Annotated in this window: 25 protein-coding genes; 12 read left to right on the top strand and 13 right to left on the bottom strand. The window is 73.9% G+C overall.

Going from position 1 to position 25,866, the window contains the following annotated elements:
* The first annotated feature begins 36 nt into the window (after nt 1-36).
* From cmk to ACI6QG_RS16660, 3 genes are all read left to right on the top strand, one after another.
* Nucleotides 37-672, top strand: a complete 636-nt coding sequence (cmk, locus tag ACI6QG_RS16650) for a (d)CMP kinase (protein WP_407025713.1) — start codon at nt 37-39, stop codon at nt 670-672.
* Between the two features lie 178 nt (nt 673-850).
* On the top strand, nt 851-2,539 hold the full coding sequence (rpsA, locus tag ACI6QG_RS16655) for a 30S ribosomal protein S1 (protein ID WP_407025714.1): 1,689 nt from the start codon (nt 851-853) through the stop codon (nt 2,537-2,539).
* A 301-nt stretch (nt 2,540-2,840) separates the two neighbouring features.
* Nucleotides 2,841-3,566 carry a response regulator transcription factor gene (locus ACI6QG_RS16660; protein WP_407025715.1) on the top strand — a complete coding sequence of 242 codons (726 nt, stop codon included), beginning with the start codon at nt 2,841-2,843 and terminating at the stop codon, nt 3,564-3,566.
* Here ACI6QG_RS16660 and ACI6QG_RS16665 read toward each other — a convergent pair.
* On the bottom strand, nt 3,521-4,960 hold the full coding sequence (locus tag ACI6QG_RS16665; RefSeq protein ID WP_407025716.1) for an FAD-dependent oxidoreductase: 1,440 nt from the start codon (nt 4,958-4,960) through the stop codon (nt 3,521-3,523). The two genes, ACI6QG_RS16660 and ACI6QG_RS16665, sit on opposite strands and share 46 nt — an antisense overlap.
* A 55-nt stretch (nt 4,961-5,015) precedes the next feature.
* On the opposite strand from ACI6QG_RS16665, the gene ACI6QG_RS16670 reads away from it, so the two are divergent.
* The 3 genes from ACI6QG_RS16670 to ACI6QG_RS16680 are packed head-to-tail and all read left to right on the top strand — an operon-like array spanning nt 5,016 to nt 7,518.
* On the top strand, nt 5,016-5,822 hold the full coding sequence (locus tag ACI6QG_RS16670) for a DUF2272 domain-containing protein (RefSeq protein WP_407025717.1): 807 nt from the start codon (nt 5,016-5,018) through the stop codon (nt 5,820-5,822).
* Nucleotides 5,819-6,919 carry an NADH:flavin oxidoreductase/NADH oxidase gene (locus ACI6QG_RS16675; protein WP_407025718.1) on the top strand — a complete coding sequence of 367 codons (1,101 nt, stop codon included), beginning with the start codon at nt 5,819-5,821 and terminating at the stop codon, nt 6,917-6,919. The genes ACI6QG_RS16670 and ACI6QG_RS16675 overlap by 4 nt, the downstream gene beginning before the upstream one ends.
* Complete coding sequence (locus ACI6QG_RS16680) at nt 6,916-7,518, top strand: FMN-binding negative transcriptional regulator (RefSeq protein WP_407025719.1); 603 nt, start codon at nt 6,916-6,918, stop codon at nt 7,516-7,518. The genes ACI6QG_RS16675 and ACI6QG_RS16680 overlap by 4 nt, the downstream gene beginning before the upstream one ends.
* 99 nt (nt 7,519-7,617) lie before the next feature.
* On the opposite strand, the gene ACI6QG_RS16685 is transcribed toward ACI6QG_RS16680, so the two are convergent.
* Both ACI6QG_RS16685 and ACI6QG_RS16690 read right to left on the bottom strand, forming a co-directional pair.
* Nucleotides 7,618-7,899: a hypothetical protein gene (locus ACI6QG_RS16685; RefSeq protein WP_407025720.1), complete on the bottom strand. Its 282-nt coding sequence runs from the start codon at nt 7,897-7,899 to the stop codon at nt 7,618-7,620.
* 40 nt (nt 7,900-7,939) lie between these two features.
* Nucleotides 7,940-8,671, bottom strand: a complete 732-nt coding sequence (locus ACI6QG_RS16690; protein ID WP_407025721.1) for an aspartate/glutamate racemase family protein — start codon at nt 8,669-8,671, stop codon at nt 7,940-7,942.
* A 27-nt stretch (nt 8,672-8,698) separates the two neighbouring features.
* On the opposite strand from ACI6QG_RS16690, the gene ACI6QG_RS16695 reads away from it, so the two are divergent.
* Nucleotides 8,699-9,829 carry a M20/M25/M40 family metallo-hydrolase gene (locus tag ACI6QG_RS16695; protein ID WP_407025722.1) on the top strand — a complete coding sequence of 377 codons (1,131 nt, stop codon included), beginning with the start codon at nt 8,699-8,701 and terminating at the stop codon, nt 9,827-9,829.
* Between the two features lie 99 nt (nt 9,830-9,928).
* The gene (locus tag ACI6QG_RS16700) at nt 9,929-11,380 is read left to right on the top strand and encodes a M81 family metallopeptidase (RefSeq protein WP_407025723.1); all 1,452 of its coding nucleotides are present in this window, start codon (nt 9,929-9,931) and stop codon (nt 11,378-11,380) included.
* A gap of 84 nt (nt 11,381-11,464) precedes the next feature.
* Here ACI6QG_RS16700 and ACI6QG_RS16705 read toward each other — a convergent pair whose 3' ends face one another.
* The 6 genes from ACI6QG_RS16705 to miaA form a co-directional block, all read right to left on the bottom strand.
* The gene (locus tag ACI6QG_RS16705) at nt 11,465-11,890 is read right to left on the bottom strand and encodes a DUF1489 family protein (RefSeq protein ID WP_407025724.1); all 426 of its coding nucleotides are present in this window, start codon (nt 11,888-11,890) and stop codon (nt 11,465-11,467) included.
* Nucleotides 11,891-12,086: 196 nt separating this feature from the next.
* Entirely contained in the window at nt 12,087-13,103 is a 1,017-nt protein-coding gene (gene ilvC / locus ACI6QG_RS16710; protein WP_407025725.1) for a ketol-acid reductoisomerase, read from the bottom strand.
* A gap of 34 nt (nt 13,104-13,137) precedes the next feature.
* Nucleotides 13,138-14,157: a zinc-binding metallopeptidase family protein gene (locus tag ACI6QG_RS16715; RefSeq protein ID WP_407025726.1), complete on the bottom strand. Its 1,020-nt coding sequence runs from the start codon at nt 14,155-14,157 to the stop codon at nt 13,138-13,140.
* 55 nt (nt 14,158-14,212) lie between these two features.
* Nucleotides 14,213-14,716: an acetolactate synthase small subunit gene (gene ilvN / locus ACI6QG_RS16720; protein WP_407025727.1), complete on the bottom strand. Its 504-nt coding sequence runs from the start codon at nt 14,714-14,716 to the stop codon at nt 14,213-14,215.
* Nucleotides 14,716-16,518, bottom strand: a complete 1,803-nt coding sequence (locus ACI6QG_RS16725) for an acetolactate synthase 3 large subunit (protein WP_407025728.1) — start codon at nt 16,516-16,518, stop codon at nt 14,716-14,718. Before ACI6QG_RS16725 ends, ilvN begins: the two co-directional genes overlap by 1 nt.
* Nucleotides 16,519-16,579: 61 nt before the next feature.
* Nucleotides 16,580-17,500: a tRNA (adenosine(37)-N6)-dimethylallyltransferase MiaA gene (gene miaA / locus ACI6QG_RS16730; protein WP_407025738.1), complete on the bottom strand. Its 921-nt coding sequence runs from the start codon at nt 17,498-17,500 to the stop codon at nt 16,580-16,582.
* Between the two features lie 104 nt (nt 17,501-17,604).
* On the opposite strand from miaA, the gene serB reads away from it, so the two are divergent.
* Nucleotides 17,605-18,501 carry a phosphoserine phosphatase SerB gene (gene serB, locus ACI6QG_RS16735; protein ID WP_407025729.1) on the top strand — a complete coding sequence of 299 codons (897 nt, stop codon included), beginning with the start codon at nt 17,605-17,607 and terminating at the stop codon, nt 18,499-18,501.
* Here serB and ACI6QG_RS16740 read toward each other — a convergent pair.
* From ACI6QG_RS16740 to ACI6QG_RS16755, 4 genes are read right to left on the bottom strand one after another with little or no spacing between them, the layout of a single operon-like run.
* Entirely contained in the window at nt 18,485-19,309 is an 825-nt protein-coding gene (locus ACI6QG_RS16740) for a heterodisulfide reductase-related iron-sulfur binding cluster (RefSeq protein WP_407025730.1), read from the bottom strand. The two genes, serB and ACI6QG_RS16740, sit on opposite strands and share 17 nt — an antisense overlap.
* On the bottom strand, nt 19,300-19,713 hold the full coding sequence (locus ACI6QG_RS16745; protein WP_407025731.1) for a 4Fe-4S dicluster domain-containing protein: 414 nt from the start codon (nt 19,711-19,713) through the stop codon (nt 19,300-19,302). The genes ACI6QG_RS16740 and ACI6QG_RS16745 overlap by 10 nt, the downstream gene beginning before the upstream one ends.
* Nucleotides 19,689-20,768: an alanine racemase gene (locus ACI6QG_RS16750; RefSeq protein ID WP_407025732.1), complete on the bottom strand. Its 1,080-nt coding sequence runs from the start codon at nt 20,766-20,768 to the stop codon at nt 19,689-19,691. Before ACI6QG_RS16750 ends, ACI6QG_RS16745 begins: the two co-directional genes overlap by 25 nt.
* Nucleotides 20,765-21,880 carry a pyridoxal-phosphate dependent enzyme gene (locus ACI6QG_RS16755; RefSeq protein WP_407025733.1) on the bottom strand — a complete coding sequence of 372 codons (1,116 nt, stop codon included), beginning with the start codon at nt 21,878-21,880 and terminating at the stop codon, nt 20,765-20,767. Before ACI6QG_RS16755 ends, ACI6QG_RS16750 begins: the two co-directional genes overlap by 4 nt.
* Nucleotides 21,881-21,929: 49 nt before the next feature.
* Here ACI6QG_RS16755 and ACI6QG_RS16760 point away from each other — a divergent pair, with 49 nt between their 5' ends.
* From ACI6QG_RS16760 to ACI6QG_RS16770, 3 genes are all read left to right on the top strand, one after another.
* Nucleotides 21,930-23,024 carry a M20/M25/M40 family metallo-hydrolase gene (locus ACI6QG_RS16760; protein WP_407025734.1) on the top strand — a complete coding sequence of 365 codons (1,095 nt, stop codon included), beginning with the start codon at nt 21,930-21,932 and terminating at the stop codon, nt 23,022-23,024.
* Nucleotides 23,021-25,108: an acetate--CoA ligase family protein gene (locus ACI6QG_RS16765; RefSeq protein ID WP_407025735.1), complete on the top strand. Its 2,088-nt coding sequence runs from the start codon at nt 23,021-23,023 to the stop codon at nt 25,106-25,108. Before ACI6QG_RS16760 ends, ACI6QG_RS16765 begins: the two co-directional genes overlap by 4 nt.
* 83 nt (nt 25,109-25,191) lie before the next feature.
* A partial coding sequence (locus tag ACI6QG_RS16770) for a PAS domain-containing protein (protein WP_491630746.1) occupies nt 25,192-25,866 on the top strand: 675 nt, incomplete at its 3' end.

The raw sequence follows: 25,866 nt of genomic DNA on the forward strand, positions 1-25,866 counted from the left end.
AGGCGGCGCCCGGCGCCTGGGGGCGCGGAAAGACCCATGCGGGCGGCCCGCATGATCGTGGCGGTGGACGGGCCGGCGGCGGCCGGCAAGGGCACGCTGGCGCGGCGGCTGGCTGCCCATCTGGGCCTGCCCTACCTCGACACCGGGCTGCTGTACCGCGCCACCGGCCGGCTGGTGCTGGATGCCGGCGCCGACCCGGCCGACCCCGCGGCGGCCGAGGCGGCGGCGCGCCGCCTGCGCGCCGCGGACCTGTCGCGCACCGACCTGCGCGGCCCGGCGCAGGACGACGCCGCCTCCAAGGTGGCGGCGGTGCCCGGCGTGCGCGCCGCCCTGCTGGAGTTCCAGCGCCGCTTCGGGGAGGAGCGCGGCGCGGTGCTGGACGGGCGCGACATCGGCACGGTGGTGTTCCCGCAGGCCACGGTGAAGCTGTTCGTCACCGCCAGCGCGGAGGCGCGCGCCCGCCGCCGCCACGCCGAGCGCGGCGGGCAGGGCCCGCTGGCCGAGGTGGCGGCCGAGATGGCGGCGCGCGACGCGCGCGACGCCGGCCGCGACGTGGCGCCGCTGGCCCCGGCGCCGGACGCCGTGCTGCTCGACACCACCGCGCTGGACGCCGAGGCCGCGTTCCGCGCCGCGCTTGGGATCATCGCCGCGAAAGTCAAGCTTTCCGCTTGACTGCGGCATGGATTAAGCCCATGTCAGCCGCGCATCCATGCCGGGTGCCGGATCGGCCGCGGACCGTCACGCGCAGCCAGGCCAGGAATGGCACGCCGTGCCCCGGTGCAGCCGGGGGGCGCAGGACCAGATACTCGGGGCGCGTGGCGCCCCGGCATCCCCAGGACAAAACCGCTACATGGCAGAAGATTTCGCCGCTCTCCTCGATGAGATGCTCGGCGCCAACACCGGCTTCGCCGGTTCCGTCGTCACCGGCAAGGTCATCCGCATCGACGATGACGTGGCCGTGGTGGACGTCGGCCTGAAGAGCGAGGGCCGCGTCCCGCTCAAGGAATTCGCGCCGCAGGGCATGAAGCCCGAGGTGAACCCCGGCGACGTCGTGGACCTCTTCGTCGAGCGCTACGAGGACAAGGACGGCTCCATCGTCCTGAGCCGCGAGAAGGCCCGCCGCGAGGAGGCCTGGACCCTGCTGGAGAAGGCCTTCGCCGCCAACCAGCGCGTGGACGGCACCATCTTCGGCCGCGTCAAGGGCGGCTTCACGGTTGACCTGGGCGGCGCGGTGGCGTTCCTGCCCGGCTCCCAGGTGGACATCCGCCCGGTGCGCGACGTCGGCCCGCTGATGGGCCAGAAGCAGCCCTTCCAGATCCTCAAGATGGACCGCGCCCGCGGCAACATCGTCGTCTCCCGCCGCGCCGTGCTGGAGGAGACGCGCGCCGAGCAGCGCGCCGAGCTGGTGCAGGGCCTGAAGGAAGGCATGGTGCTGGACGGCGTGGTGAAGAACATCACCGACTACGGCGCCTTCGTGGACCTGGGCGGCGTGGACGGCCTGCTGCACGTCACCGACATCGCCTGGCGCCGCATCAACCACCCCTCCGAGGCGCTGACGATCGGCATGCCGGTCAAGGTGCAGGTGATCCGCTTCAACCAGGACACCCAGCGCATCAGCCTGGGCATGAAGCAGCTGATGGCCGACCCGTGGGACGGCGTGGCGCTGAAGTACCCGGTGAACGCCAAGTACAGCGGCCGCGTGACCAACATCACCGACTACGGCGCCTTCGTGGAGCTGGAGCCGGGCGTCGAGGGCCTGGTCCACGTCTCCGAGATGAGCTGGACCAAGAAGAACGTCCACCCGGGCAAGATCGTCGCCACCTCCGAGCAGGTGGACGTGATGATCCTGGACGTGGACGAGCCCAAGCGCCGCATCTCGCTCGGCCTCAAGCAGGCCCAGGGCAACCCCTGGGAGCTGTTCGTGCAGGCCCACCCGCTGGGCAGCACCATCGAGGGCGAGATCCGCAACATCACCGAGTTCGGCCTGTTCATCGGCGTGGGCCCGGACGTGGACGGCATGGTCCACCTGTCCGACCTCAGCTGGGACCTGTCGGGCGAGCAGGCGATGGCGAACTACAAGAAGGGCGACATCGTCAAGGCCAAGGTGCTGGACGTGGACGTCGAGAAGGAGCGCATCTCGCTCGGCATCAAGCAGCTGGAGGCCGACCCGGCCGCCGAGGTGCTGGAGCGCGTCCGCAAGGGCGAGATCGTCACCTGCACCGTCACCAAGGTCGAGGCCAACGGCATCGAGGTGAAGGTGGACGACGTGCTGACCGGCTTCATCCGCCGGGCCGAGCTGGCGCGCGACCGCCAGGACCAGCGCCCCGAGAAGTTCGCGGTGGGCGAGAAGGTGGACGCCCGCGTGGTGGCCGTGGACCGTGCGGCGCGCCGCCTGTCCCTGACCATCAAGGGCAAGGAGATCGAGGAGGAGCGCGAGGCCGTGCGCGAGTACGGCACCGCGGATTCCGGCGCCTCGCTGGGTGACATCCTGGGCGCGGCGATCCGCCGCCGCCGCGAGATGGCTTCCGGCGACGAGTGAACCCGGCGCACCCGCGAGGGGGCCTGGGCAGGGCGGGGGCTTCGGTCCCCGCCCTTTTTCGTGCGGTGAGACTCTGTCGCGCCTGATGATCATCCGTGCCGTCCAGCGAGCTGATTCCGCAGGAATCCCAGAAGGCTGGACGCAGCACCCACCAGCACCCCTAGTTTTGACGATTTATGGAGATGTTCGTCTCGTTTTAACGGTCATTCCTTTTTAAAGACACAACAATCGTTGATTCCCCCTTCGCGGGTGCACGCCCTGGTGGTATCACCACTGCACGCAGAACGTGTGGAGGCGGAAAATGCGGATCCTGCTGGTGGAAGACGATCGGACGGCGGCGCGCGGCATCTCGTTCCAGCTGCAGCAGCACCGCATGGTGGTGGACGTGGCCGACAGCGGCGCCGAGGCGCTGGAACTGGCCCGCCTCTACGACTACGACGCCGTGATCGTGGACATCATGCTGCCCGACATCGAGGGCTACGAGGTCGTCTCCCGCCTGCGCGGAGCGCGGGTGGAGGCGCCGGTGATGGTGCTCTCCGCCGTCAACAAGACCGCCGCCAAGGTCAAGGCCCTGGGCGCCGGCGCCGACGACTACCTGGCTAAGCCCTTCGACCCCGATGAGCTGGCGGCCCGCATGCAGGCGATGATCCGCCGCTCCAAGGGCTATTCCCAGCCGCGCATCCAGATGGGCGCCATCTCGCTCGACCTCGCCGCCAAGGAGGTCGCGGTGCAGGGCGCGCCGGTCCACCTCACCGGCAAGGAATACGCCATCCTGGAGCTGCTGATGCTCCGCCGCGGCTCCGTGCTGTCCAAGGAGAACTTCCTGGACCACCTCTACGGCGGCATGGACGAGCCCGACGCCAAGATCATCGACGTCTTCGTCTGCAAGCTGCGCAAGAAGCTGCAGCAGGCGGGCGCGGCCAACATCATCGGCACCGTCTGGGGCCGCGGCTACATCATCCGCGAATCCCAGGCCCCGGCCTACCGCCCCGCCGCCACCGAGGCGCCGGCCTTCGCCATGGGCTGAGCCGCCGCGGGGCGCAGCCAGGCGCCCTGCCGCAGCAGCGCCGCCTGCAGGTCCTCCACGGGCAGGCGGCGCGGCGCCACCCCGGCCGCGACGGACAGCGCCGCCGCCGCCCCGGCCGCCTGCCCGGTCAGCCAGCATTGCGGGATCTCGCGCAGGAAGGAATGGCTGGTGGCGTCGCAGGACAGGTGGCGCCCCGGCGCCAGCAGCCCGTCCAGCCCAAGCGGCACCAGCGCGCCATAGGGCACCGAGACCTCGCCGAAGGCCGGCGCCAGCGAGGGCGAGACGCCCACCTCATCCGGGCGCACCCCCCCGTCCCAGTCCTCGCGCCGCACCGCCGCCACGCCGTGCAGCCGGCGCGCGTGGCGCACCCCCAGCTGCGGGGCCGACAGCATCAGGAAGGCGTTCTCGAAGCCCGGCGCCTCGCGGTACGCCTCCAGGTGCAGCGCCATCAGCCGGTGCGAGCGCAGCTCCACCTCCGTCAGGTCGTCCACCTCCAGCGCCGAGAACCCGGCCAGGCGCGGGCCCATGAACAGCGCCACGTCGTCGCGCCAGCTCACGAAGGCCTTGTCGAAGAAGCGGTGGCGCTGCTTGTGGCGCTGCAGGAAGGCGCTCCACTCCGCCGGGCGCGCGGCGCGCCAGCGCAGGTGGCGCGGCATGTCCACCCCGCCGAACAGCCAGGAGGTGTTCATGCAGCCATGGATGTCGTCCGGGTCCACGTCGGCGTCGAAGGGCGCGCCGGCGCGGGCGAACAGGTCGCCGTCGCCGGTAGCGTCCACCGTGCAGCCGGCCAGGATGGCGCGGCGGCCCTGCTTGCTCTCGAAGGCCAGCCCGGCCACGGCGCCGGCCTCGTCCAGCAGGGGCTCGGCGCCCCAGGCGTGGAACAGGATCTCCGCCCCCGCCTCCAGAACCATCTCCTGCGCCAGCAGCTTCATCGCCTCGGGGTCGCAGGTGGGGCTGTGGGTCACCGTGCCGTGGAAGGCCGCGGTGCGCGCGCCCCACCACGCGGCCGATGCGGCGTCCCGCGCCCCCCAGGCGGCGCGCGGCGGGCCGGACACGGCGCCGGCCGGCAGCCGGGCCAGGAACTCCTCCGCGAAGCCGCGGATCAGCAGCCCGCCATCCCAGCCGGTCATGCGGTCGATCCAGATCACCAGCCCGCCGGTGGACAGCCCGCCCAGGTGGTTGTGGCGTTCCAGCAGGATGACCCTGGCCCCCAGCCGCGCCGCCGCCACCGCCGCCGCCACCCCCGCCGGCCCGCCGCCGGCCACCAGCACGTCGCAGCGCGCATGCACGGGGATGTCGCGCGCCGCCTCCCGCCAGGATTCGCCCGTGGGCGGGCGCCGGCGGCGCGGCCCGGTGCCGAAGACCTCGGAGCGGAAGAACAGGCGGCCGGACATGGCGGCGACGATACGCGGGCTTGCCGCCCTTGTCGCCCTGCGGCATGCCCCGCGCGTGCCGCGCCTGCTCCCCCTCCTGCTCATCCTGCTGCTCGCCGCCTGCGCCGCGCCGCCGCCGGCCGCCCCCGCCCTGCAGCCGCCCTTGCCCTACCCGCAGGCGGCGCGCGAGCGCCTGCTGCGCCTGGCCCTGGCCGAATGGCGCGAATGGGGCTGCGTGCAGTCGGGCGAGCCCGGCCTTCCCCTGGCCGGGGAATGCGCCGGCCTGCCCGCCCGCGAATCCGACCCCGCCGGCTTCCCGCGCGTGCTGGCCTACTGGCGCGCCGTGCCGGACGCCGAGGGCGCCATCCCGCGCAACCGCGCCCTCTACCTCCGCGCCCTGGCCGGCGAGCCGGCCCCGCTGTGGGCCGAGCCCTTCTGGTCGGCGGCCTTCATCTCCTGGCTGATGGCCGCCGCCGGGGTGGACGCGCCGGAATGGGCGCCCTCCGCCGCCCATTCCCGCTACCTCGACCACCAGGACGCGCTGGCCGCCGCCTTTCCCGCCACCGCGCCCTTCCTGCCGCGCCACCCGGCCAGCTACGCGCCCGAGCCGGGCGACCTGGTCTGCCGCGACCGCTCCCGCCGCCCCCTGGCCGACTGGTCCCAGCGCGCGGCCGAGCGCGGCCAGTTCCGCCCCATGCATTGCGACCTGGTGGTGGCCGCCGGGCCGGGGGTGGTGGAGGCGGTGGGCGGCAACGTCTCCGACGCCGTGGCGCTGGCCCGCTTCCCGGCGGACGCCGCCGGGCGCATCCTGTCGCCCACCCTCGTCATCCTCCAGAACCGCCTGGGCCGCCTGCCGCCCTGGAGCCAGGAGAACCGTTCGTGAGCCCCCTGTTCCAGCCCTGGCGCCTGCGCGGCGCCACCTTCCGCAACCGCATCGGCGTCTCGCCCATGTGCCAGTACTGCGCCGGCGAGGACGGCCGCCCGACCGACTGGCACCTGGCCCACCTGCTGTCCCGCGCCGTGGGCGGCGCCGGCATGGTGATGACGGAAGCCGCGGCGGTGACGCCCGAGGGCCGCATCTCCCCGCATGACCTGGGCATCTGGGACGATTCCCAGCTGGAGGGGCACCGGCGGCTGGCCGCTTCCATCGCCGCCGTCGGCGCGGTGCCGGCCACCCAGCTGGCGCATTCCGGCCGCAAGGGCTCCCGCGCCCCGGCCTGGGACACCGCCCCCGCCACCCCGGGCTGGGAGGCGCTGGCCCCCAGCGCCGAGGCCTTCCAGGGCTACGACACCCCGCGCGCCATGACGGAGGCCGACATCGAGGCGGCGCTGGCCGCCACCGTCGCCGCCGGGGTGCGCGCCGCCCGCGCCGGCTACGCGCTGGTGGAGCTGCACGCCGCCCATGGCTACCTGCTGCACCAGTTCCTGTCGCCGCTGTCCAACCGCCGCAACGACGCCTGGGGCGGCGGCTTCGACGGCCGCACCCGCATCGTGCGCGAGGCGATGGGCCGGCTGCGCGCCGCCCTGCCGGAGGAGGTGGCGCTGGGCATCCGCCTGTCCCACACCGATTGGGTGGAGGGCGGCTGGACCACGGAGGAGACGGTGGAGCTGTGCCGCCGCCTGCGCGGCGTGGCCGACGTGGCGGACATCACCAGCGGCGGGCTGGACGCGCGCCAGCAGATTCCCGTCGGCCCCGGCTACCAGCTGCCCGGCGCGGCGGCGGTGCGCGCCGGCGCCGGCCTGCCGGTGATGGGCGTCGGCCTCATCACCGAGCCCCGCCAGGCCGAGGCGGCGCTGGAAGCCGGGCAATGCGACATGGTGCTGCTGGCCCGCGCCCTGCTGCGCGAGCCGCACTGGCCGCTGCGCGCGGCGCAGGAGCTGGGCGCGCAGGACGCCTTCGCCATCCCGCCGCAATACGAGCGCGGCTGGGGCCGCTTCCCGCTGCGGCGCGAGACCGGCGCGCCGCTGCCCGCCCTGTGAGCCTCTACAACCCCCCCGCCTTCCGCGAGGAGCGGCTGGAGGCGCTGCTGCCGCTGATGCAGGCGCCGCGGCTGGCGCTGCTGGCCTGCCACGGCCCCGGCGGCGTGCCGGCGCTCAGCCACCTGCCGCTGCTGACCGACGGGCGCCGGGTGGTGGGCCACCTGGCCCGCGCCAACCCGCAGGTCGCCGCCCTGCGCGCCGCCGGGCGGGCCATCGCGGTGTGGACGGGGGCGGAGGGCTACGTCTCCCCCTCCGCCTACGCGAGCAAGCGCGAGCACGGCAAGGTGGTGCCCACCTGGAACTACGAGGCGGTGCACGCCGAGGGCCCGGTGGAGCTGGTGGAGGACGCCGCCCGGCTGCGGGAGATCGTCGCCGGACTGACCGACCATCACGAGGCCGGCCGCCCCGAGCCCTGGGCGGTGGAGGACGCGCCGGAAGCCTTCGTCCAGGCGCAGCTCAAGGGCATCGTCGGCGTGGTGCTGACGGTGGAGGCGCTGTCCGGCAAGCGCAAGCTGTCGCAGAACCGGCCGGAGGCCGACCAGGCCGGCGTGCGCGCCCAGGCCAGCCCGGCGCTGCGCGCGGCGATGGAGCGCGGCTAGCGCGCGCTCCGCCGCGGGCGGGTGGCCCCGGAGCACGATCCGCCCCCATGGAATCATCAAGGCGGTGAATCTTCCTCTCAGCAAAGGCTAGATCATGATCTAGCCCCGCCCCAGCACCCCGCGCGCCTTCGCCCATTGCCGGTCGGCCCAGGCCAGCGCCTTCTCCTCCCGCGCCTCGATGCCCGGGATCATCTGCGGCCAGCGCTCGCGGATGACGCCGACGCCGCGATGCGCCCACACGTACTGGTCGCGCAGCACGAAGACGCCCACCGCCACGAACAGGAAGCCCGGCAGCACGGGCAGCACCAGCCCCACCGGACCCATCGCCATGGCGGCGAATCCCACCGCCTTGCGGCGCCTGCACGGCTTGAGCTCGACCATCGGCCCTAGATGACGCGCCACCCGCCCACGTTCAAGGGAATCAGCCGCGCAGCATCGCCGCCAGCGCCGCGTCCAGCCCGATGGAGGCCCGGCCGGACGGCGCGGCGAAGGAGCCCAGCCGCGGCTTGGGCAGGCGCAGCCGCACCAGCGCCTCGGCCAGCACGGTGGCGCAGGCGATGCCGTCCAGCAGCGGCACCGGGCTGGCCGGCGCCAGGCCGGCCGCCATGCCGGCCAGCGCCGCCCCGCCCAGCATCACGCAATCGGCGCCCTCGGTGGCGGCGTGGGTGATACCGCGCAGCACCTTGGCCTCCACCGCCGCGCGGTCGGCCACCGCCTCCTGCGGCGTGGCGTCCACCCCCACCAGCGAGGCGCAGCGCCCGATCAGCCCATGCCGGGTGATGCGCTCGCGGTAGGTCTCCACCCCGCCGAAGGTCACCAGGCCGAAGCGCCCGCCCTGGGTGCAGGCCATCAGGCAGGCGGCCTCCGTCATGCCCACCACCGGGCAGGGCATCAGCTGGCGCGCCGCCTCCAGCGCGGTGTCGTGGCTCACCGCCAGCACCACCGCGTCCACCTGCCCGGCATGCTCCGCCAGCAGGGAAAGCAGGGCGTGGCCGGCGACGATGTCCTCCGCCCGGGTGCCGATCACCGCCGGGCCGAAGCGCGGCGTGGCGGGGATGACCTCGGTGCCCGGGCTGGCGGCGGCGCGGGCGGCGGCGGCGCACAGCTCCGTGATGGCCTGGGTGGTGTTGGCGTTGGCGACGAGCAGCTTCATGATTCCCCCATAGGACAGGGAATGACCATGGACGCCAAGCTCGACCTCCCCTTCGACGCCGAAGCGATGCTGCAAGGGCTGCGCGCCTGGGTGGAGTGCGAGAGCCCCACCCACGACAGCGCCGCGGTGAACCGCATGATGGCCATGGCCGCGCGCCACCTGACGCTGATGGGCGCGGCGGTGGAGACCATCCCCGGCCGCCTGGGCTTCGGCGACTGCGTGCGCGCCCGCTTCGGCCATGACTCGCGGGAGAAGGGCGTGCTGGTGCTGGCCCACCTGGACACGGTGCACCCCGTCGGCACCCTGGCCGGCGGCCTGCCGTTCCGCCACGCCGGCGACACCGCCTGGGGGCCCGGCATCCAGGACATGAAGGGCGGCACCTTTCTCGCCATCGAGGCCATCGGCCAGCTCCTCCGCGCCGGCATCGCCACCCGCCGCCCGGTGAGCGTGCTGCTGACCAGCGACGAGGAGGTGGGCTCCCCCTCCACGCGCGACCTCATCGAGGCCGAGGCGGCGCGCCACGCCGTGGTGCTGGTGCCCGAGCCGGCGCGCGCCGATGGCGGCGTGGTCACCGGCCGCTACGCCATCGCGCGCTTCAACCTGCGCACCACCGGCCGCCCCTCCCACGCCGGCGCCCGGCTGGCCGAGGGCCGCTCCGCCATCCGCGAGATGGCGAAGCAGGTGGTCGCCATCGAGGAGATGACGTCGGAGGCCTGCACCTTCTCCGTCGGCGTCATCCGCGGCGGGCAGTGGGTGAACTGCGTCGCCACCCATTGCGACGCCGAGAGCCTGTCCATGGCCAAGCGCCAGCAGGACCTGGACGCGGCGGTGGAGCGCATGCTGGCCCTGCGCCCCAGCGGCAACGACGTGGCGCTGACGGTGACGCGCGGCGTGACGCGCCCGGTGTGGGAGCCCGACGCCCAGGTGCTGGCGCTGCACGCCACCGCCGCCGGGCTGGCGCGGCGCCTGGGCTTCGACCTGCCGCACGAATCGGCCGGCGGCGGCTCGGACGGCAACTTCACCGGGGCCATGGGCATCCCCACCCTGGACGGGCTGGGGGTGCAGGGCGCCATGGCCCACACGCTGGAGGAGCACATCCACGTGCCCTCGCTGGCGCAGCGCGGCCGCCTGTTCGCCGGGCTGCTGCAGGTGGTGTGAGCGGCGCGGGCGGGCTGGATCATGATCCAGCCCTCGCTGAGAGGACGATTCACCGCTTTGATGATTCCATCAATGCGGATCGTGCTCTAGACCGGGGCCATGCCGCGCATCGCCGTCGCCCGCCTGTGGTTCGAGGGCAACAGCTTCGCCCCCGCGCCGACGCCGCTGCACGCCTTCGCCGGCCGCGAATGGCTGGCGGGGGAGGAGGCGCTGCGCCGCTACGCCGGCACCGCGACCGAACTGGGCGCCGTCGCCGCCTGGGCCGCCGCCCGGCCGGACTGGGACATCACGGTGCTGCGCTGCGCCGCCGCCCAGCCCGGCGGCCCGATGGCCGACGACGCCTTCGCCGCCTGGCTGGAGGAGGTGGAGGCCGGGCTGGCGCAGGGCGGCTTCGACGGCGCCTACCTCTCGCTGCACGGCGCCTGCGTCACCGAGACCGACCCGGAGGCCGACCTGACGGCGCTGCGCCGCGCCCGCCACGCGCTGGGGCCGCGCGCGCGCCTCGTCGCCTCCTTCGACTTCCACGGCAACATGTCCCCGCAGGTCCCGGGCCTGCTGGACGGCGCCAGCGCCTACCGCACCTATCCGCACACCGACATGGACGCCGCCGCCACCCGCGCCCTGCGCCTGCTGGACCGCGCCCTGCGCGGCGAGCGCCTGCACGGCTGCCTGGTGAAGCACCCGCGCGTGCTGCACTCCTTCCACATGCGCCACGCCGCCGGCCCGATGGCCGAAATCTGGGCCGAGGCGGCGGCAGCCGAGGGCGGGCCCATCCTCGACGCCTCGCCCTTCGGCGGCTTCGCCTGGGGCGACAGCCCGCATGCCGGCCCCTCCGCCATGGTCTGGGGCACGGAGGAGGTGCCGGTGCGCGCCCTGGCGCGCCGCCTGCGCGACGCCATCGCCGCGCGGGAGGCGCGCTTCGCGGTGGCGCTGCCGGGCCCGGAGGCGGCGCTGGAGCAGGCGCTGGCGGCCCCGCCCGGGCTGGTGGCCCTGCTGGACCCGGCCGACAACCCGCTGTCGGGCGGCGCGGCCGACACGCCCGCCCTGCTGCGCGCCCTGCTGGACCGCGGCGACGCCCTGCCCGAGACGGTGTTCGCCTTCCTGCACGATGCCGACGCCGTGCGCGCCGCCCAGGCCGCCGGCGAGGGCGGGCGGCTGGAGCGCGCCCTGGGCGGGCGCACCACCGCCGCCTTCGGCCCGCCGGTGCCCTTCGCCGGGGTGGTGGAGCGGCTGACCCATGGCCGCTTCCTCAACAGCGGCCCGATGGAGCACGGCGCCCCGGTGGACCTTGGCCCCACCGCGCTGCTGCGCCGCGGCCCGCTGCGCGTGGTGCTGACCAGCCGCAAGGAAGCGGCGGTGGACCCGGAGTTCTTCGCCCTGCACGGCATCGCGCCCGGGGCGGTGCGGCTGCTGGCCAACAAGGCCAAGAACCATTTCCGCGCCGCCTTCGAGGCCCGCTGCAGCGCCATCATCGAGGCCGATTGCCCCGGCCCGGCCAGCCTGGACCTGGGCGCGCTGCCCTTCCGCCACGTGCCCGCTGCCTGGCGCTGAGCAGATGGTGCGCCGTGCCGGGCGGCACCCGGCGCCGATGCGCGGCCGTTCCGGGCCGTGCCCCGCGCGGACCGGGCGCGGCGCTCAGATGAGGCGCGCCTCGCGCAGCGCGGCGCGCAGCCTGGGCGGCAGGCGGTCCAGGCCGCGCACCGCCTCCTGGCCCGGCACCACGTCGGGCGGGGCTTCCTCGGCCGGCAGGTAGCGCCAGCCCTGGAAGGCCTTTACCGCGCGCGCCTCCACCGGCACCAGCTCGGGGTGCAGCACCAGGCCGCAGCAGGCGGTGTCGTCGTCCCAGCGGTCCTCCACGATGTCGAGCAGGCGCTGGCGCACCTGCACGAAGCCCGCCACCACCCAGTAGATGGAGCCGCCGGCCAGCAGCTCCTCCCGGCGCTTGGGGGACATGCGCGTCTGGTGGCGAAGCGGGGGCTGGGCGGCGGCGCGCAGCGCCTGGATGCGGCGCAGCTGGCCCACATCCTTCGGCCCGACCGAGAGCTTGATGAGGTGCAGCACGCGCCCGAGGTGCGCCCGGCCCGGCGGCGCGTCAAGCGCCCGCCCGGCGCGGCGCTGCATGGGCCGGGCGCCGCGGCGCCGGGACGCGAAAGCGAGCAGCCGGGCCGCAGCCCGGCGCCGCACCCGGGCCTTCGCCCGGGTCAGGCAAGGGGAAACCCGGCGCGCGACCCAGGCTGCGCGCCGGATGCGCGTCGCCTCAGTTCCGCGCCTTGTCCACCAGGGCGTTCTTGCCGATCCAGGGCATCATGCCGCGCAGCTTCTCGCCCACCTGCTCGATCGGGTGCTCGGCGAGCCGCCGCCGGGTGGCCTTGAAGCTGGCCTGGTTCACCCGGTTCTCCAGCATCCAGTCGCGGGCGAACTTGCCGCTCTGGATGTCGTCCAGCACGCGCTTCATCTCGGCCTTGGTCTCGGCGGTGATGATGCGCGGCCCCGTCACGTACTCGCCGTACTCGGCGGTGTTGGAGATGGAGTAGTTCATGTTGGCGATGCCGCCCTCGTAGATCAGGTCCACGATCAGCTTCACCTCGTGCAGGCACTCGAAATACGCCATCTCGGGGGCGTAGCCGGCCTCGACCAGCGTCTCGTACCCGGCCTTGATGAGCTCGACGAGGCCGCCGCACAGCACCACCTGCTCGCCGAACAGGTCGGTCTCGCACTCCTCCTTGAAGGTCGTCTCGATGATGCCCGAGCGGCCGCCGCCCACGGCGGAGGCGTAGGACAGCGCGATCTCCAGCGCATTGCCCGAGGGGTTCTGGTGCACGGCCACCAGGCAGGGCACGCCGCCGCCCTTCTGGTACTCGGAGCGCACGGTGTGGCCGGGGCCCTTGGGCGCGATCATGAACACGTCGAGGTCGGCGCGCGGCTCGATCAGGTTGAAGTGCACGTTCAGCCCGTGCGCGAAGGCGATGGCCGCGCCTTCCTTCAGGTTGGCGTGCAGCTCGTCGCGGTACAGGTCGCCCTGCAGCTCGTCGGGCGTCAGCACCATGACGATGTCGGCCCACTTGGCGGCGTCGGTCGGCGTCATCACCTGGAAGCCCGCGGCCTCGGCCTTGCGCCAGGAGGCGCCGGGGCGGGCGCCGATGGCCACGTCCTTCACGCCGGAATCGCGCATGTTCATCGCATGGGCGTGGCCCTGCGAGCCGAAGCCGATGACCGCGACCTTCTTGGCCTTGATCAGGTTCACGTCCGCGTCGCGGTCATAATACACACGCATGGTCTTGTTCTCTCTCCGGGTGATGGGCGCGGCGCTAGTGCGGCCGCTCCTGGATGATGCGATGGATGAAGCCGAGCTTTTCCGCAACCGGGCCGCTCAGCACGAAGGGGTAGAGGTCCGGCGTGCCCATGCAGCGGTTCATCGCGTTCATGGCCACGGTCAGCGGCGTCCAGGCGCTCAGCACCTCCTCCATGGACGCCTTGTAGGGGTTGAAGTCCACCTCCGCCTCCAGCACCCCCTCGCGGTCCAGCCGGGGGCGGACGCGCATGCCGAAGCTCGCCGCCATCTCCAGGCTGTCCATCATGTGCAGGTAGTGGGCGAAGCACTCCGCCCAGTCCTCGTGCGGGTGGGCGGCGGCGTAGCTGGAGATGTGGGCGCCGCGCCACTCGTCGCTGGGCGGCTTGGCGTAGTGCGCCTGCAGGGCGGCGCCGTAATCCGTGCTCTCGTCGCCGAACAGCGCGCGGAACTCTTCCGTGCGCCCGGCGCGCTCCACCAGCACCAGGAAGTAGTAGTGGCCGACCTCGTGGCGCATGTGGCCCAGCAGGGTGCGGTAGGGCTCGTTCAGCGCGGTGCGGCGCTTCTCGCGCTCGGCGTCGTCGGCCTCGGCCAGGGCGATGATGATCTGGCCGTTGTCGTGGCCGGTCATCGCCGGGGCGCCGGGGGTGTCGGCCAGGAACTCGAAGCGCAGCTCCGCCGGGTCATGCGGCAGGGACAGGCGGTCGAGCGTGTAGAGCAGGCGCCGCTTGGCGATCTCCAGCTTCTGCCACAGCGGCAGGTTCTCGCTCACCGACAGGTCGGGGATGACGCTGTTGTGCTGGCAGGCGGCGCACAACTCCTGCGCGTCGTCGGCCGGCAGCATCCAGTTGCACACGCCGTGCTGGGCGTTGCCGCAGGGCTTCCAGGGCCGCTTGTCCAGCAGCGACACCCATTGGGTGTCGAAGGCGCTCATCATGCCGCGCGCGGGCAGGAAGCCCAGCGCGTGGCCGCAGGATTCGCAGGAGACGTTCTCGAAGTGCAGCAGGTTGCGGCACTCCTGGCAGGCGAAGAGGCGCATGGCGATGGCATCCGTGGTGGAACGTCCCGCGAAGTGCGCCAGCCCTGCCAAGGTTTCAGGCCGCCAGCGCGCAGGTGCCCCGCGCGATCGCCACGGCCCCGGTGCGCGACACCTCGGCCAAGCCCAGCGGGCGCATCAGGCCGAGGAAGGCGTCGATCTTCTCGGCGTTGCCGGTCATCTCGAAGACGAAGCTTTCCGTGGTGGCGTCCACCACCCGGGCGCGGAAGGCATCGGCCAGCCGCAGCGCCTCGACCCGGTGGTCGCCCTTCGCCACCACCTTGATCAGCGCCAGCTCCCGCGTCAGGTGCGGGCCCTCCAGCGTCAGGTCGCTGACGCGGTGCACCGGCACCAGCCGGTCCAGCTGCGCCTTGATCTGCTCGATCACCATCTCCGTGCCCGAGGTGACGACGGTGATGCGCGACAGCCGCCCATCCTCGGCCACCGGGGCCACGGTCAGGCTGTCGATGTTGTAGCCGCGGCCGGAGAACAGCCCGATCACGCGGGCGAGCACGCCGGCCTCGTTCTCCACGAGCACGGCGATGGTGGCGGAACGCTGCATCACACCAGCACCTTGCCCTCGTCCGTCACGCTCCGGGCGTTCTGCTCCGCCCCCGGGCCCAGGATCATCTCGTTGTGCGCCGCGCCAGAGGGGATCATCGGGAAGCAGTTCTCGTCCTTGGCGACGCAGATGTCGGCGATCACCGGCCCCGGATGCGCCAGCATCTCGGCGATCACGCCGTCCAGCTGCTCGGCGTTCTCGGCGCGCAGGCCGCGGGCGTGGAAGGCCTCGGCCAGCTTCACGAAGTCGGGCAGCGCCTCGGAGTAGGATTCGCTGTAGCGCGAGCCGTGCAGCAGCTCCTGCCACTGGCGCACCATGCCCATGTACTCGTTGTTGAGGATGAAGACCTTCACCGGCAGGCGGTACTGCGCCAGCGTCCCCATCTCCTGGATGTTCATCAGGATCGAGGCCTCGCCGGCGATGTCGATGCACAGCGCGTCGGGGTGGGCGATCTGCACGCCCATCGCCGCCGGCAGCCCGTAGCCCATGGTGCCCAGCCCGCCGGAGGTCATCCAGCGGTTCGGCTTGTCGAAGCCGAAATACTGCGCCGCCCACATCTGGTGCTGCCCCACCTCGGTGGAGATGAAGGTGTCGCGGCCGCTGGCCTGCGTCATCTCGTACAGGCGGCGCACCGCGTGCTGCGGCTTGATGATGGAGCCCTGCTGGACGTAGCGCAGGCAATCCTTGGCGCGCCAGCCCGCGATGGCCTCCCACCACGCCGCCTGGGCGGCGCGCGGCACCGGCGTCTCGTCGGCCTTCCACGCCTCGATCAGCGCGTGGAGCACCCGGCCGGCATCGCCGACGATGGCGACGTCCACCTTCACGTTCTTGTTGATGGAGGAGGGGTCGATGTCGGCGTGGATCTTCTTCGACCCCGGCGAGAAGGCGTCCAGCCGCCCGGTCACCCGGTCGTCGAAGCGCGCGCCGATGTTGAGCATCACGTCGCAGCCATGCATGGCCATGTTGGCCTCGACCGTGCCGTGCATCCCCAGCATGCCGAGGAACTGCCGGTCGCTGGCCGGGAAGGCGCCCAGCCCCATCAGCGTGTTGGTGCAGGGGAAGCCCGTCAGGCGCACGAACTCCGCCAGCAGGCGCGACGCCTCCGGCCCGGCGTTGATCACGCCGCCGCCGGCATAGACGATGGGCCGCTCGGCGCGCTTGAGCAGGCGCACGGCGGCGCGGATGGCATCGGCATCCGGCTCCAGCCGCGGGCGATAGGATTTGTGCGGCGCCTCGGGCTTCGGCGCCTCGCTGTAGGGCGCCGGCTTGATCAGGATGTCCTTGGGCAGGTCCACCACCACCGGCCCGGGCCGGCCGGAGCGCGCGACGTAGAAGGCGTCGTGCACCACGCCCGCCAGGTCCTCGCTGCGCTTCACCAGGTAATTGTGCTTGGTGGCGGGCCGGGTGATGCCGGTGGTGTCGGCCTCCTGGAAGGCGTCGTTGCCGATCAGGTGGGTGGGCACCTGCCCGGTGAGGCAGACGATGGGGATGCTGTCCATCAGCGCGTCCACCAGCCCCGTCACCGCATTGGTGGCGCCGGGGCCGGAGGTGACCAGCACCACGCCGACCTTGCCGGTGGAGCGCGCATAGCCCTCGGCCGCGTGCACCGCCGCCTGCTCGTGCCGCACCAGGATGTGGCGGATGTGGTTCTGCTGGAACAGCGCGTCGTAGATCGGCAGCACGGCGCCGCCGGGATAGCCGAAGATGACGTCCACGCCCTGGTCCTTCAGCGCGCGAAGGACGACCTCCGCGCCCGGACGCAGATCCGTGGCGGCAGGGGTGGCGGCGGTGGTGGCGGACATGGCTTCCGATGCTTCCGTGGTGGCGAAGGAAGCGCCGTCCTACGGCCCATGCTGCGGCGCGTCAACCGTCCTCGTGAAGAAAAGCAAAGATTTCGGCCCGTTCGCTTTCCGAAAATTGCGACAGAGACGCGATGCGCGCATAGATGATATGCACGCCCGCCGGGTCCACCAGCGTCTGATGCCGGAACCAAGTGCCCTGGCGCCGGGTATAGGCCACGGTGGCGGCGATGGCGCGGCGGCTGGCCTCGGCCTCCGTCACCTCGCCGCGCAGCAGCGCCGCCAGTTCCGGCATGCCATGGGCGCGCATCGCCGGCAGGGCAGGGTCCAGGCGCTGCGCCAGCAGGGCCCGCACTTCCTCCACGGCGCCGCCTTCCAGCATGGCGTGCCAGCGCGCGGCGATCGCCTGCCGCAGCGCGTCGCGCGGCGGGTCCAGCCGCAGCACGCGGAAGGCGTGCGGGGCGGGCGGCAGGGCAGGGGCCTGCTTCTGCCACTGCGCCAGCGGCGTGCCGCTGCTGCGCCACACCTCGAAGGCGCGGGCGATGCGCTGGCTGTCGGAGGGGCGCAGCATCGCCGCGTCCTCCGGGTGCAGCAGGGCGTGCAGGGCGGGGGCGCCGCGCTCGGCCAGCAGGGCGCGGGCCTCGGCGCGGGCGGCGGGCGCGACATCGGGCAGGGCGGCGATGCCCTGGGTCAGCGCGCGCAGGTACATGCCCGTCCCGCCGCACAGGATGGGCAGCCGCGCTTGCGCCATCGCCTCCAGCGCCGCCGCGCGCCATGAGGCGACGGAACCGGCCACCGCCGCCGGCAGGAAGCCGTACAGGGCGTGCCGCGCCCGCGCCTCGTCCTCCGTGCCGGGCCGCGCCGTCAGCACCCGCAGCTCGCGGTAGCACTGCATGGCGTCGGCGTTGATGACGGTGCCGCCCAGCCGCTCCGCCAGCGCCAGCGCCAGCGCCGACTTGCCCGAGGCGGTGGGGCCGCAGACGATGACGGCGCGGGGTCGCGCGGCCGGTTCACGCCTCCGGGCTCCGCCTTGCGGCGATCGGACGCGGGGTTGCGCGCTCACCGCCGCGCCGCCATGGTCCGGCCGCCATGTCCCATGTCCTGACCCTCGTCGCCGCGCCGGGCGCGCTGGCGCCCGCGCATGTCTCGGCGGCGCGCGACGCGCTGCGCGCCCTGGGCGCCGCCACCGGCGCGCCCGACTGGCTGGGCGAGGCCGAGGCCGCCGACCTCCCCTTCGCCGAGCTTGCGCCCGAGCAGGCGGTGGCCGCCGCCCGCGCCGCGCTGGGCGCCGATGCGCCGGACCTGCTGGCCACCCCCGCCGAGGGCCGCCGCAAGCGCCTGCTCATCGCCGACATGGACAGCACGATCGTCACCACCGAGACGCTGGACGAGATGGCCGCCGCCGCCGGCCTGAAGGACGTCATCGCCGCCATCACGGCGCGGGCGATGAATGGCGAGCTGGACTTCAAGGCGGCGCTGCGCGAGCGCGTGGCGATGCTCAAGGGCCTGGACGAAGCCGCGCTGGAGGACACCTGGCGCGAGACGCAGCTGATGCCCGGCGCGCTGGAACTGGTGGGGACCATGCGGGCGCATGGCGCGCATTGCGCCCTGGTCTCCGGCGGCTTCACCTTCTTCACCGGGCGGGTGGCGGAACGGGTGGGCTTCCATGAGCACCATTCCAATACGCTGCTGACGAAGGCCGGCAAGCTGGCCGGCACGGTGGCCGAGCCCATCCTGGACAAGGACAGCAAGCTGGCCACGCTCAAGCGCCTGGCCGCCGCGCGCGGCCTGCCGCTGGAGGCTTGCTGCGCCGTGGGCGACGGCGCCAACGACCTGCCGATGATCCAGGCCGCCGGGCTGGGCGTGGCCTTCCGCGCCAAGCCCGCGGTGCGCGCCGCCGCCCGCCATGTGGTGACGCAGGGCGACCTTTCGGCGCTGCTCTTCGCCCAGGGCTACCGGCGCGGCGAGTTCAGCGCGGCCGGGTGAGCTCCGGCACCGCCAGCTTGCGCACCGCCTCCTCGCCCGCCGCCCTCACGCGCGCGGCGCCCATCGCCGCCAGCGGGTCGTCGGCGTTGCGCCAGTCCTTGTAGTCGTCGCGGTACTCCCAGCCGGCGCCCTCGGCCAGCAGGTGGACCCAGTTCAGCACGCGCAGGCCATGGGTGCGCTCCAGGGCCACCAGCTCGCGGTGGCAGGAATGGAAGATGGTCACCACCGTGTCGGCGCCCGTCTCGCGCGCCGCTTCCAGCAGCCGCGCCTTGTGCGCGTCCAGCGCGCCCGGCACCCCGGCCAGGCCGAAGCACATGTAGGACGGCGCGCGATACGGGTGCGCCAGCACCTCCACGCCGGGCACCAGGCGCAGCAGGTCGGGGATCAGGCGGTTCACCTCGGCGCGGTCGTTGAAGCCGGCATGGGCGTCCAGCAGCACCCGCGCCGGCACGCGGTTCACCATCAGCGGGCGCAGCGCCGCGCGCCCCTCGTGCAGCGCCTCGCACAGATGGGCGTGGGTAAAGCCGGCGCCGCTGACCGGCGCCATGAAGTCCTCCAGGTTCATGTGGCAGGAGGGGCACCAGGTCAGCACCTTCGCCGCCCCGCGCGCCGCGAAGCCCGCCATGGTGCGCCCGGCCATCGCCTCGCTGATGCGCGGCTCGCTTTCCTTGGGGCTGCCGCAGCATGCGCCGGGGCCGCCCACCGGCTCGGCCTCGGTGCCCACGCAGCGCAGCAGGCGCTCGCCCAGGCGGATGATCTCGGCGTGGCGCGTCATGTTGCATCCGTACCAGAACAGGTTCACAGCCATCGCGCCTGCTCCTCCTCGCTCATGCCCAGCCGGGCGAACACCTTGGCGCGCGCCATGGCGTCGCGCGCGTCACGCTTCGGCAGGGCGCCGGTCTCGCTCCCGCGCCACTTCGCCAGGCGCAGCATCAGCCGCGGGTCCACCCCGGCCGGGCAGGCCTCGTTGCAGGACCCGGTGCGGGTGCAGGCCGCCGTCCAGGCGCGGCTGGCTTCGTCCCCCGCGCCGCCGGCCAGCAGGTCCAGCACGCCCACCACCGCGCCCACCGGGTCGGCGTCCTTCGCCGCGCTGAACGGCACCATCGGGCAGGCCGCGAAGCAGGCGCCGCAGCGGATGCAGGCGGCGTCCATCCGCGCCGCCTCGCCCTCCCGCAGCGCCGCAAGGCTCACCACCCGTTCACGCGCTCCCATGTCGCCACCACCTCGCGGCCGCCATCCACCACATGATAGCGGTCGAAGGCCGCCGCCGTCAGGCAGGAATGGTTGGGCGCCACGCGCAGCTTCGCGCCCACCGGCATGTCGGGCATCGGCGAGGCGACGCCGTGCTCCTGGTAGGCGCGGTGCAGCACGGCGTGGCCGAAGGCGCGTTGCCCGTCCAGGTCCAGCACCAGGCCGAAGCCGTCGTCGCGCGGCGCGGCCTGGGTGGAGCGGTCCTTGCTCATCGCCAGCGCCCCGGCATCCAGCAGCAGCACGCCCTGCCGTGGCTTGCGGCCGATGACGCTGGCCAGGACGGTGACGGCGATCTCGCCCTCCGGGTGGGTGCCCAACTGCTCCTGGAACAGGTCGCCGAACATGTAGACGCCGGCCCGCAGCTCGGTGATGCCGGCCAGCGAGCGCGCGTGCAGCGCGGTGGGCGAGGAGCCCATGGAAACGATGCGCGGCGCCAGCCCCGCCTCGCGCAGCGCATCGGCGGCGCGGACCACGGCGGCGCGCTCGGCCTCCGCGATCTCCGCCATCTGGTCCGGCGAACGCCCGGCATAGGAATGGCCGGCATGGGTGAAGATGCCGGCGAAGCGCGGGCCCAGCGCGCGGGCCACCGCCAGCGTCTCGGCCGGGTCCACGCCGCCGCGGCCTTCGCCGCAATCCACCTCCACCAGCGCGTCCACGCGTCCGTCGGCAGCGATGGCGCGGGCGGCGTCGGCGTCGTCGGTGATGGCCTTCACCTGCGCGCCCTGCGCGTTCAGCGCCGCCAGCGCGCCCAGCTTCTTCGGCGTGATGCCCACCCCGTAGATCTGGTCCGGCCAGCCATCGAGCAAGAAGCGCGCTTCCGCCAGGGTCGAGACGGTGATGGGGCCGCCATCGGGTGCTGCGAGTTCCGCCACCTCGCGGCACTTGGCGGTCTTCAGGTGCGGGCGCAGCGCCACGCCCGGGTGCCGCGCGATGGCGTCGCGCATCATCGCCAGGTTCCGGCGCAGCACGCCCAGGTCCAGCACCAGGGCGGGGGTATCCAGCTCGTCCAGCGTCACAGCGTCACCCCCAGCAGCTCGGCGTAGCGCGGCGTGGATTTCAGCCCGGTGCCGGTCATCAGCACCACCGTGGTCTCGCGCGAAGCGATACGCCCGGCCTCCAGCAGTTTGCTGAAGGCCGCGGCGGCCTGGGCGCAGGTCGGCTCCACATAGACGCCGCGCCGCGCCAGCGCGAGCGCGGCGGCGGCGATCTCCGCCTCCTCCAGCAGCACCGCGCCGCCCTCGCTCCGCTTCAGCGCCTCCACGCATTCGGGCAGGCGGATCGGCTGGGCGATGGCGGTGCCCTCGGCGATGGTGGGCTTCGCCTCCTGCGGCGGCAGGCCCAGCGCGGCGCGGGCGATCGGGCCGCAATGGGCGGGCTGCGCCGCCCACAGCCGCGGCAGCCGCGCGATCTGCCTGGCCCGCAGCAACTCGGAGAAGCCGATCTGCAACCCCAGCACGTTGGAGCCCGCGCCGCAGGGAATCACCACGTTGTCCGGCGCGCGGAAGCCCAGCTCCTCCCACAGCTCATAGGCCAGGGTCTTGGTGCCGTGCAGGAAGAAGGGGTGCCAGTTGTGGCTGGCGTAGAAGATGTCCCGCGCCCTGGCCTCCGCCGCCTCGGCGCAATCCTGGCGGCTGCCCGGCACCAGGGTGATGGCGGCGCCAGCCGCGCGGCTCTGCACCGTCTTGGCCGGGCTGGTGGAGGCCGGCACGTAGATGGTGGCCTCCATGCCGCCCGCGGCCGCATAGGCGCTCACCGCCGCGCCGCCATTGCCGGATGAATCCTCCAGCACCGCCCGCACCCCCTGCTCGCGCAGCAGCGACAGCATCACCGAGGCGCCGCGGTCCTTGAACGAGCCGGTCGGCATGAACCACTCGCATTTCAGCAGCGCGGTGCCGCCGCCCAGCGGCGCCTCGACCAGCGGCGTGCAGCCCTCGCCCATGGAGATCGGCGTGGCCGGCAGGAAGGGCAGGGCGGCGGCGAAGCGCCACACCGAGCGCAGCGGCGCGATGTCGTCGCGCCCGATGCCCGGCAGTGGCGTCAGCAGCAGCGGCGCCTTGCCCTCGCCGCACCAGCGCGGCTGGTCGAGCGGGTATTCGCGCCCCGTGCGCGGGTCGAGATAGGCTGTCATGATGGCGGCGAGGGTTGCCCTTCCCGCCGCTTCGGGCAAGCCTGGGCCGATGGGAAACGACCTGGGCGCACTGGCCGCCGAACTGGTGCGGACCGACAGCCGCTCCGCCGTCTCCAACCTCGCCGTCGCCGAACGGGTGGAGGCCGAGCTGGCCGGCTTCGCCGTCGAGCGGCTGGACTACGCGGACGCCGCCGGGGTGGCCAAGCGCGTGATCGTGGCGCATCGCGGCGGGCCGGGCGGGCTGGCGCTTTCCGCCCACATGGACACCGTGCCCGAGACGGGCTGGACGGAGGACCCGTGGTCCGGCGCCATCCGCGGCGGCGTGCTGCACGGGCTGGGCTCCGCCGACATGAAGGGCCCGCTGGCCGCCATCCTCCGCGCCGCGCAGGCCGCGCCGCGCGCCACGCTGATCCTCACCACCGACGAGGAAACCACCAAGGCCGGCGCGCGGGAGGTGGCGGCGCGCTCCGCCCTGGTGCGGCAGGCGGCGCCGCGCGGCATCCTGGTGGCCGAGCCGACGCGGCTGGCGCCGGTGCGCGGGCACCGCTCGCACATCAACGTCACCGCCACCGCGCGCGGGGTGCAGGCGCATTCCTCCACCGGGCTGGGCAGCAACGCCAACTGGGCGCTGATCCCCTTCCTGATGGAGCTGCGCGCCATCCACGCCACGCTGCGCGAGGACCCCGCCTGGCAGGACGCCGCCTACGACCCGCCCTTCTCCGACTTCAACCTGGTGCTGGACAACCACGGCACCGCCATCAACGTCACCGTGCCGGTCGCCACCGCGCGGGTGAAGTTCCGCTACTCCCGCCGCATGGACCCGGCGCCGCTGCTGGCGCGGCTGGAGCGCGCGGCGGGGGAATGCGGCGTGGCGCTGGACATCGCGCGCGAGGGCCTGCCGCCCGAGCTGCCGGAGGACCACCCGCTGGTGCGCGAATGCGCCGCCGCCGCCGGGCAGGCGGCGCGCACCGTGCCCTTCGGCACCGACGCCTCCATCCTGCAGGACATCGCGCCCTGCGTGATCCTCGGCCCCGGCGACATCGGCGTGGCGCACACCCCGCACGAGCGCGTGGCGCTGGCCGAGCTGGACGCCGCGCGCGACCTCTACCTCACCCTGCTGAACGGGACACCGGCCTCGCCATGAACTTCGCCTCGCTCGACCCCCTCATCCGCCCGCGCTCGCTCGCCATCATCGGCGCCTCCGACGACGCCACGCGCATCGGCGGCCGGCCCATCGCCTACATGAAGGCGCGCGGCTTCGGTGGCGAGCTGTGGCCGGTGAACCCCAAGCGCGATCAGGTGCAGGGGCTGCGCTGCTTCCCCGACGTCGCCGCGCTGCCCGGCACGCCGGATGTCGGCCTCATCGCCGTGCCGGGCGCGGCGGCGCTGGCGGCGGTGGAGGCGCTGGGCGCCAAGGGCACCAAGGCCGCCATCATGTTCACCGCCGGCTTCGCCGAGGTGGGCGCCCAAGGCGCCGCCATGCAGGACCGGCTGGTGGAGGCGGCCAATCGCCACGGCATGCGGCTGCTGGGCCCCAACTGCCTGGGCCTGTTCAACGACGCCATCGGCTTCTTCCCCATCTTCTCCGCCAGCTTCGAGCAGGGCTGGCCGGTGCCCGGGCGCATCGGCATCGCCTCGCAGTCGGGGGCCTACGGCACCCACCTGTATTCGCTGGCGCGCAACCGCAACATCGGCACGCCGGTCTGCGTCACCACCGGCAACGAGGCCGAGGTGGCGCTGGGCGACGTGCTGGGCTGGATGGCCCAGGCGCCGGAGGTGGACGTCATCTGCGCCTATGCCGAGGGCATCCGCGAGTCGGAGAAGTTCCTCGCCGCGCTGGACCTCGCGCGGCGCAACCGCAAGCCCATCGTGATGATGAAGGTCGGCCGCTCCGAGCTGGGCGCGCACGCCGCTCAGTCCCACACCGCCTCCATCGCCGGCAACGACGCGGTGACCGACGCCGTGCTGGCCGAGTTCGGCGTGGTGCGCGCCCGCAACACGGAGGAGCTGCTGGACATCGCCTACGCCGCCACGAAGCGCGTCTACCCCGTGCGCAACACCCTGGGCGTGGTGACGGTGAGCGGCGGCGCCGGCGTGCTGATCTCCGACGTCGCGGAGACGCTGGACTTCCCCCTGCCGCCGATGCCGGAGGCGGCGCAGGAGCGCCTGCGCGGCTTCGTGCCCTTCTGCGCCCCGCGCAACCCGGTGGACTGCACCGCCCAGGCCTTCAACCAGATCGAGCTGGTGGGCGAGTTCGCCCGCGCCATGGCGGTGGATGGCGGCTACACCTCCTGCCTGGGCTTCTTCACCCAGGTCGGCGGCTCGCCCACCGTCGGGCCCAAGGTGCGCGCGCAGATGGCCGCGGTGGCGGCGGAACACCCCGACCGCCTGTGGGCGGTGTCCATCATCGCCGAGCCGCCGGTGGTGCGCGAGTGGGAGGAGGCGGGCTTCCTGGTGTTTGAGGACCCGACGCGCGCCGTGGTGGCGCTGCACGCGCAGGGGCGCTTCGGCGAGGCCTTCGCCCGCGCCCCCGCCGCCGCCGCCGCGCTGCCCGCGGTGTCCCTGCCCGCCGCCACCCCGGGCGAGGCCGAGGCCAAGCGCCTGCTGGCCGCCGCCGGCCTGCCCCCGGTGCCGGAGGAAGCCTGCGCCGACGCCGAGGCGGCGGTGGCGGCCGCCCGCCGCATCGGCTTCCCCGTGGTGATGAAGATCCTGTCCCCCGACATCCTCCACAAGAGCGAGATCGGCGGCGTGCTGCTGGGCGTGGGGGACGAGGCGGCGGTGCGCCAGGGCTTCGCCACCCTGATGGAGCGCGCCGCCGCGCGCGCGCCGGGGGCGCGGCTGGAAGGCGCGCTGGTGGCCAAGCAGGTGGACGGCGCGGTGGAGATGGCGCTGGGCGTGGTGCGCGACCCGGTGTTCGGCCCCGTCGCCATGGTCGGCCTGGGCGGCGTGTTCATCGAGGTGCTGAAGGACGTGGCCTTCCGCCGCTGCCCCTTCGGCGAGGCGGAGGCGGAGGCGATGATCCGCTCGCTGAAGGGCTTCGCCCTGCTGGACGGCGCGCGCGGCCGGCCCCGGGCGGACGTCGCCGCGGTGGCCCGCGCCCTGGCCGCGCTGTCGCGCTTCGGCGCCGCCGCCGGGCCGCGCCTGCTCTCGGCGGAGGTCAACCCGCTGCTGGCCCGCGCCGACGGCGCCTGGGCGGCGGACGCAGTGGTGGAGGTGGCGCCGTCCTGACCGGCTTGTAACCGCGCGCTTCACCCTCCCTTCATCCCCGCCGCCCACCCTGGCGGGCGAGGAACAGGGTGAAGCCGATGCGCGTGAACCAACCCATCACCGGGCGCGAGGTGCCGCTGCCCGAGGGGGAGATGCTGGTCTCCCGCACCGATGCCGGCGGGCGCATCGCCTTCTGCAACGCCGCCTTCGTGCAGGTCAGCGGCTTCAGCATGGAGGAGCTGTCGGGCGCGCCGCACAACATCGTGCGCCACCCCCACATGCCGCCCGCCGCCTTCGCCGACCTGTGGGCCACCGCCAAGGCCGGCCGCCCCTGGGAAGGGCTGGTGAAGAACAGAACCAAGTCCGGCGACTTCTACTGGGTGCGCGCCAACGTCACCCCCGTGCTGGAGGCGGGGCAGGTCACGGGCTACGTCTCCATCCGCACCGCCCCCACCCGGGCCGAGGTCGCGGCGGCCGAGGCCGCCTACGCCGCCCTGCGCGAGGGGCGGGGCCGCCGCATCGGCCTGCGCGACGGCGCGCTGGTGCCGGCGGGGAAGCGGGCCCGGCTGGCCCGCGCGGCGGCCAGCGTCACCGGCCGGCTGGGGCTGGCGGCGGCGGCGGCCGTGCTGGGCGGGGCGGCGGCGCTCGGCCGCCTCGCGCTGGCGCGTCACCTCGGCCAGCTGGCCGGCCAGGGTCTCAATGTCCAGCCGCGCGGTGAGGGGTGCGCACCTCGCGCGGGGTGGTGTGGGGTTGCGCACCTCGCGCGTGGTGGTGAAGTT

The organism is Sabulicella flocculans, assembly GCF_045449635.1.
Classification (GTDB): Bacteria; Pseudomonadota; Alphaproteobacteria; order Acetobacterales; family Acetobacteraceae; genus Roseococcus.

What these genes read in the sequence shown, in the direction of transcription:
- cmk (WP_407025713.1), top strand. Translation starts at nt 37, where the DNA reads ATGCGGGCGGCCCGCATGATCGTGGCGGTGGACGGGCCGGCGGCGGCC.
- rpsA (WP_407025714.1), top strand. Translation starts at nt 851, where the DNA reads ATGGCAGAAGATTTCGCCGCTCTCCTCGATGAGATGCTCGGCGCCAAC.
- ACI6QG_RS16660 (WP_407025715.1), top strand. Translation starts at nt 2,841, where the DNA reads ATGCGGATCCTGCTGGTGGAAGACGATCGGACGGCGGCGCGCGGCATC.
- ACI6QG_RS16665 (WP_407025716.1), bottom strand. Translation starts at nt 4,960, where the DNA reads ATGTCCGGCCGCCTGTTCTTCCGCTCCGAGGTCTTCGGCACCGGGCCG.
- ACI6QG_RS16685 (WP_407025720.1), bottom strand. Translation starts at nt 7,899, where the DNA reads ATGGTCGAGCTCAAGCCGTGCAGGCGCCGCAAGGCGGTGGGATTCGCC.
- ACI6QG_RS16690 (WP_407025721.1), bottom strand. Translation starts at nt 8,671, where the DNA reads ATGAAGCTGCTCGTCGCCAACGCCAACACCACCCAGGCCATCACGGAG.
- ACI6QG_RS16695 (WP_407025722.1), top strand. Translation starts at nt 8,699, where the DNA reads ATGGACGCCAAGCTCGACCTCCCCTTCGACGCCGAAGCGATGCTGCAA.
- ACI6QG_RS16700 (WP_407025723.1), top strand. Translation starts at nt 9,929, where the DNA reads ATGCCGCGCATCGCCGTCGCCCGCCTGTGGTTCGAGGGCAACAGCTTC.
- ilvC (WP_407025725.1), bottom strand. Translation starts at nt 13,103, where the DNA reads ATGCGTGTGTATTATGACCGCGACGCGGACGTGAACCTGATCAAGGCC.
- ACI6QG_RS16715 (WP_407025726.1), bottom strand. Translation starts at nt 14,157, where the DNA reads ATGCGCCTCTTCGCCTGCCAGGAGTGCCGCAACCTGCTGCACTTCGAG.
- ilvN (WP_407025727.1), bottom strand. Translation starts at nt 14,716, where the DNA reads ATGCAGCGTTCCGCCACCATCGCCGTGCTCGTGGAGAACGAGGCCGGC.
- ACI6QG_RS16725 (WP_407025728.1), bottom strand. Translation starts at nt 16,518, where the DNA reads ATGTCCGCCACCACCGCCGCCACCCCTGCCGCCACGGATCTGCGTCCG.
- serB (WP_407025729.1), top strand. Translation starts at nt 17,605, where the DNA reads ATGTCCCATGTCCTGACCCTCGTCGCCGCGCCGGGCGCGCTGGCGCCC.
- ACI6QG_RS16740 (WP_407025730.1), bottom strand. Translation starts at nt 19,309, where the DNA reads ATGGCTGTGAACCTGTTCTGGTACGGATGCAACATGACGCGCCACGCC.
- ACI6QG_RS16745 (WP_407025731.1), bottom strand. Translation starts at nt 19,713, where the DNA reads ATGGGAGCGCGTGAACGGGTGGTGAGCCTTGCGGCGCTGCGGGAGGGC.
- ACI6QG_RS16755 (WP_407025733.1), bottom strand. Translation starts at nt 21,880, where the DNA reads ATGACAGCCTATCTCGACCCGCGCACGGGGCGCGAATACCCGCTCGAC.
- ACI6QG_RS16760 (WP_407025734.1), top strand. Translation starts at nt 21,930, where the DNA reads ATGGGAAACGACCTGGGCGCACTGGCCGCCGAACTGGTGCGGACCGAC.
- ACI6QG_RS16765 (WP_407025735.1), top strand. Translation starts at nt 23,021, where the DNA reads ATGAACTTCGCCTCGCTCGACCCCCTCATCCGCCCGCGCTCGCTCGCC.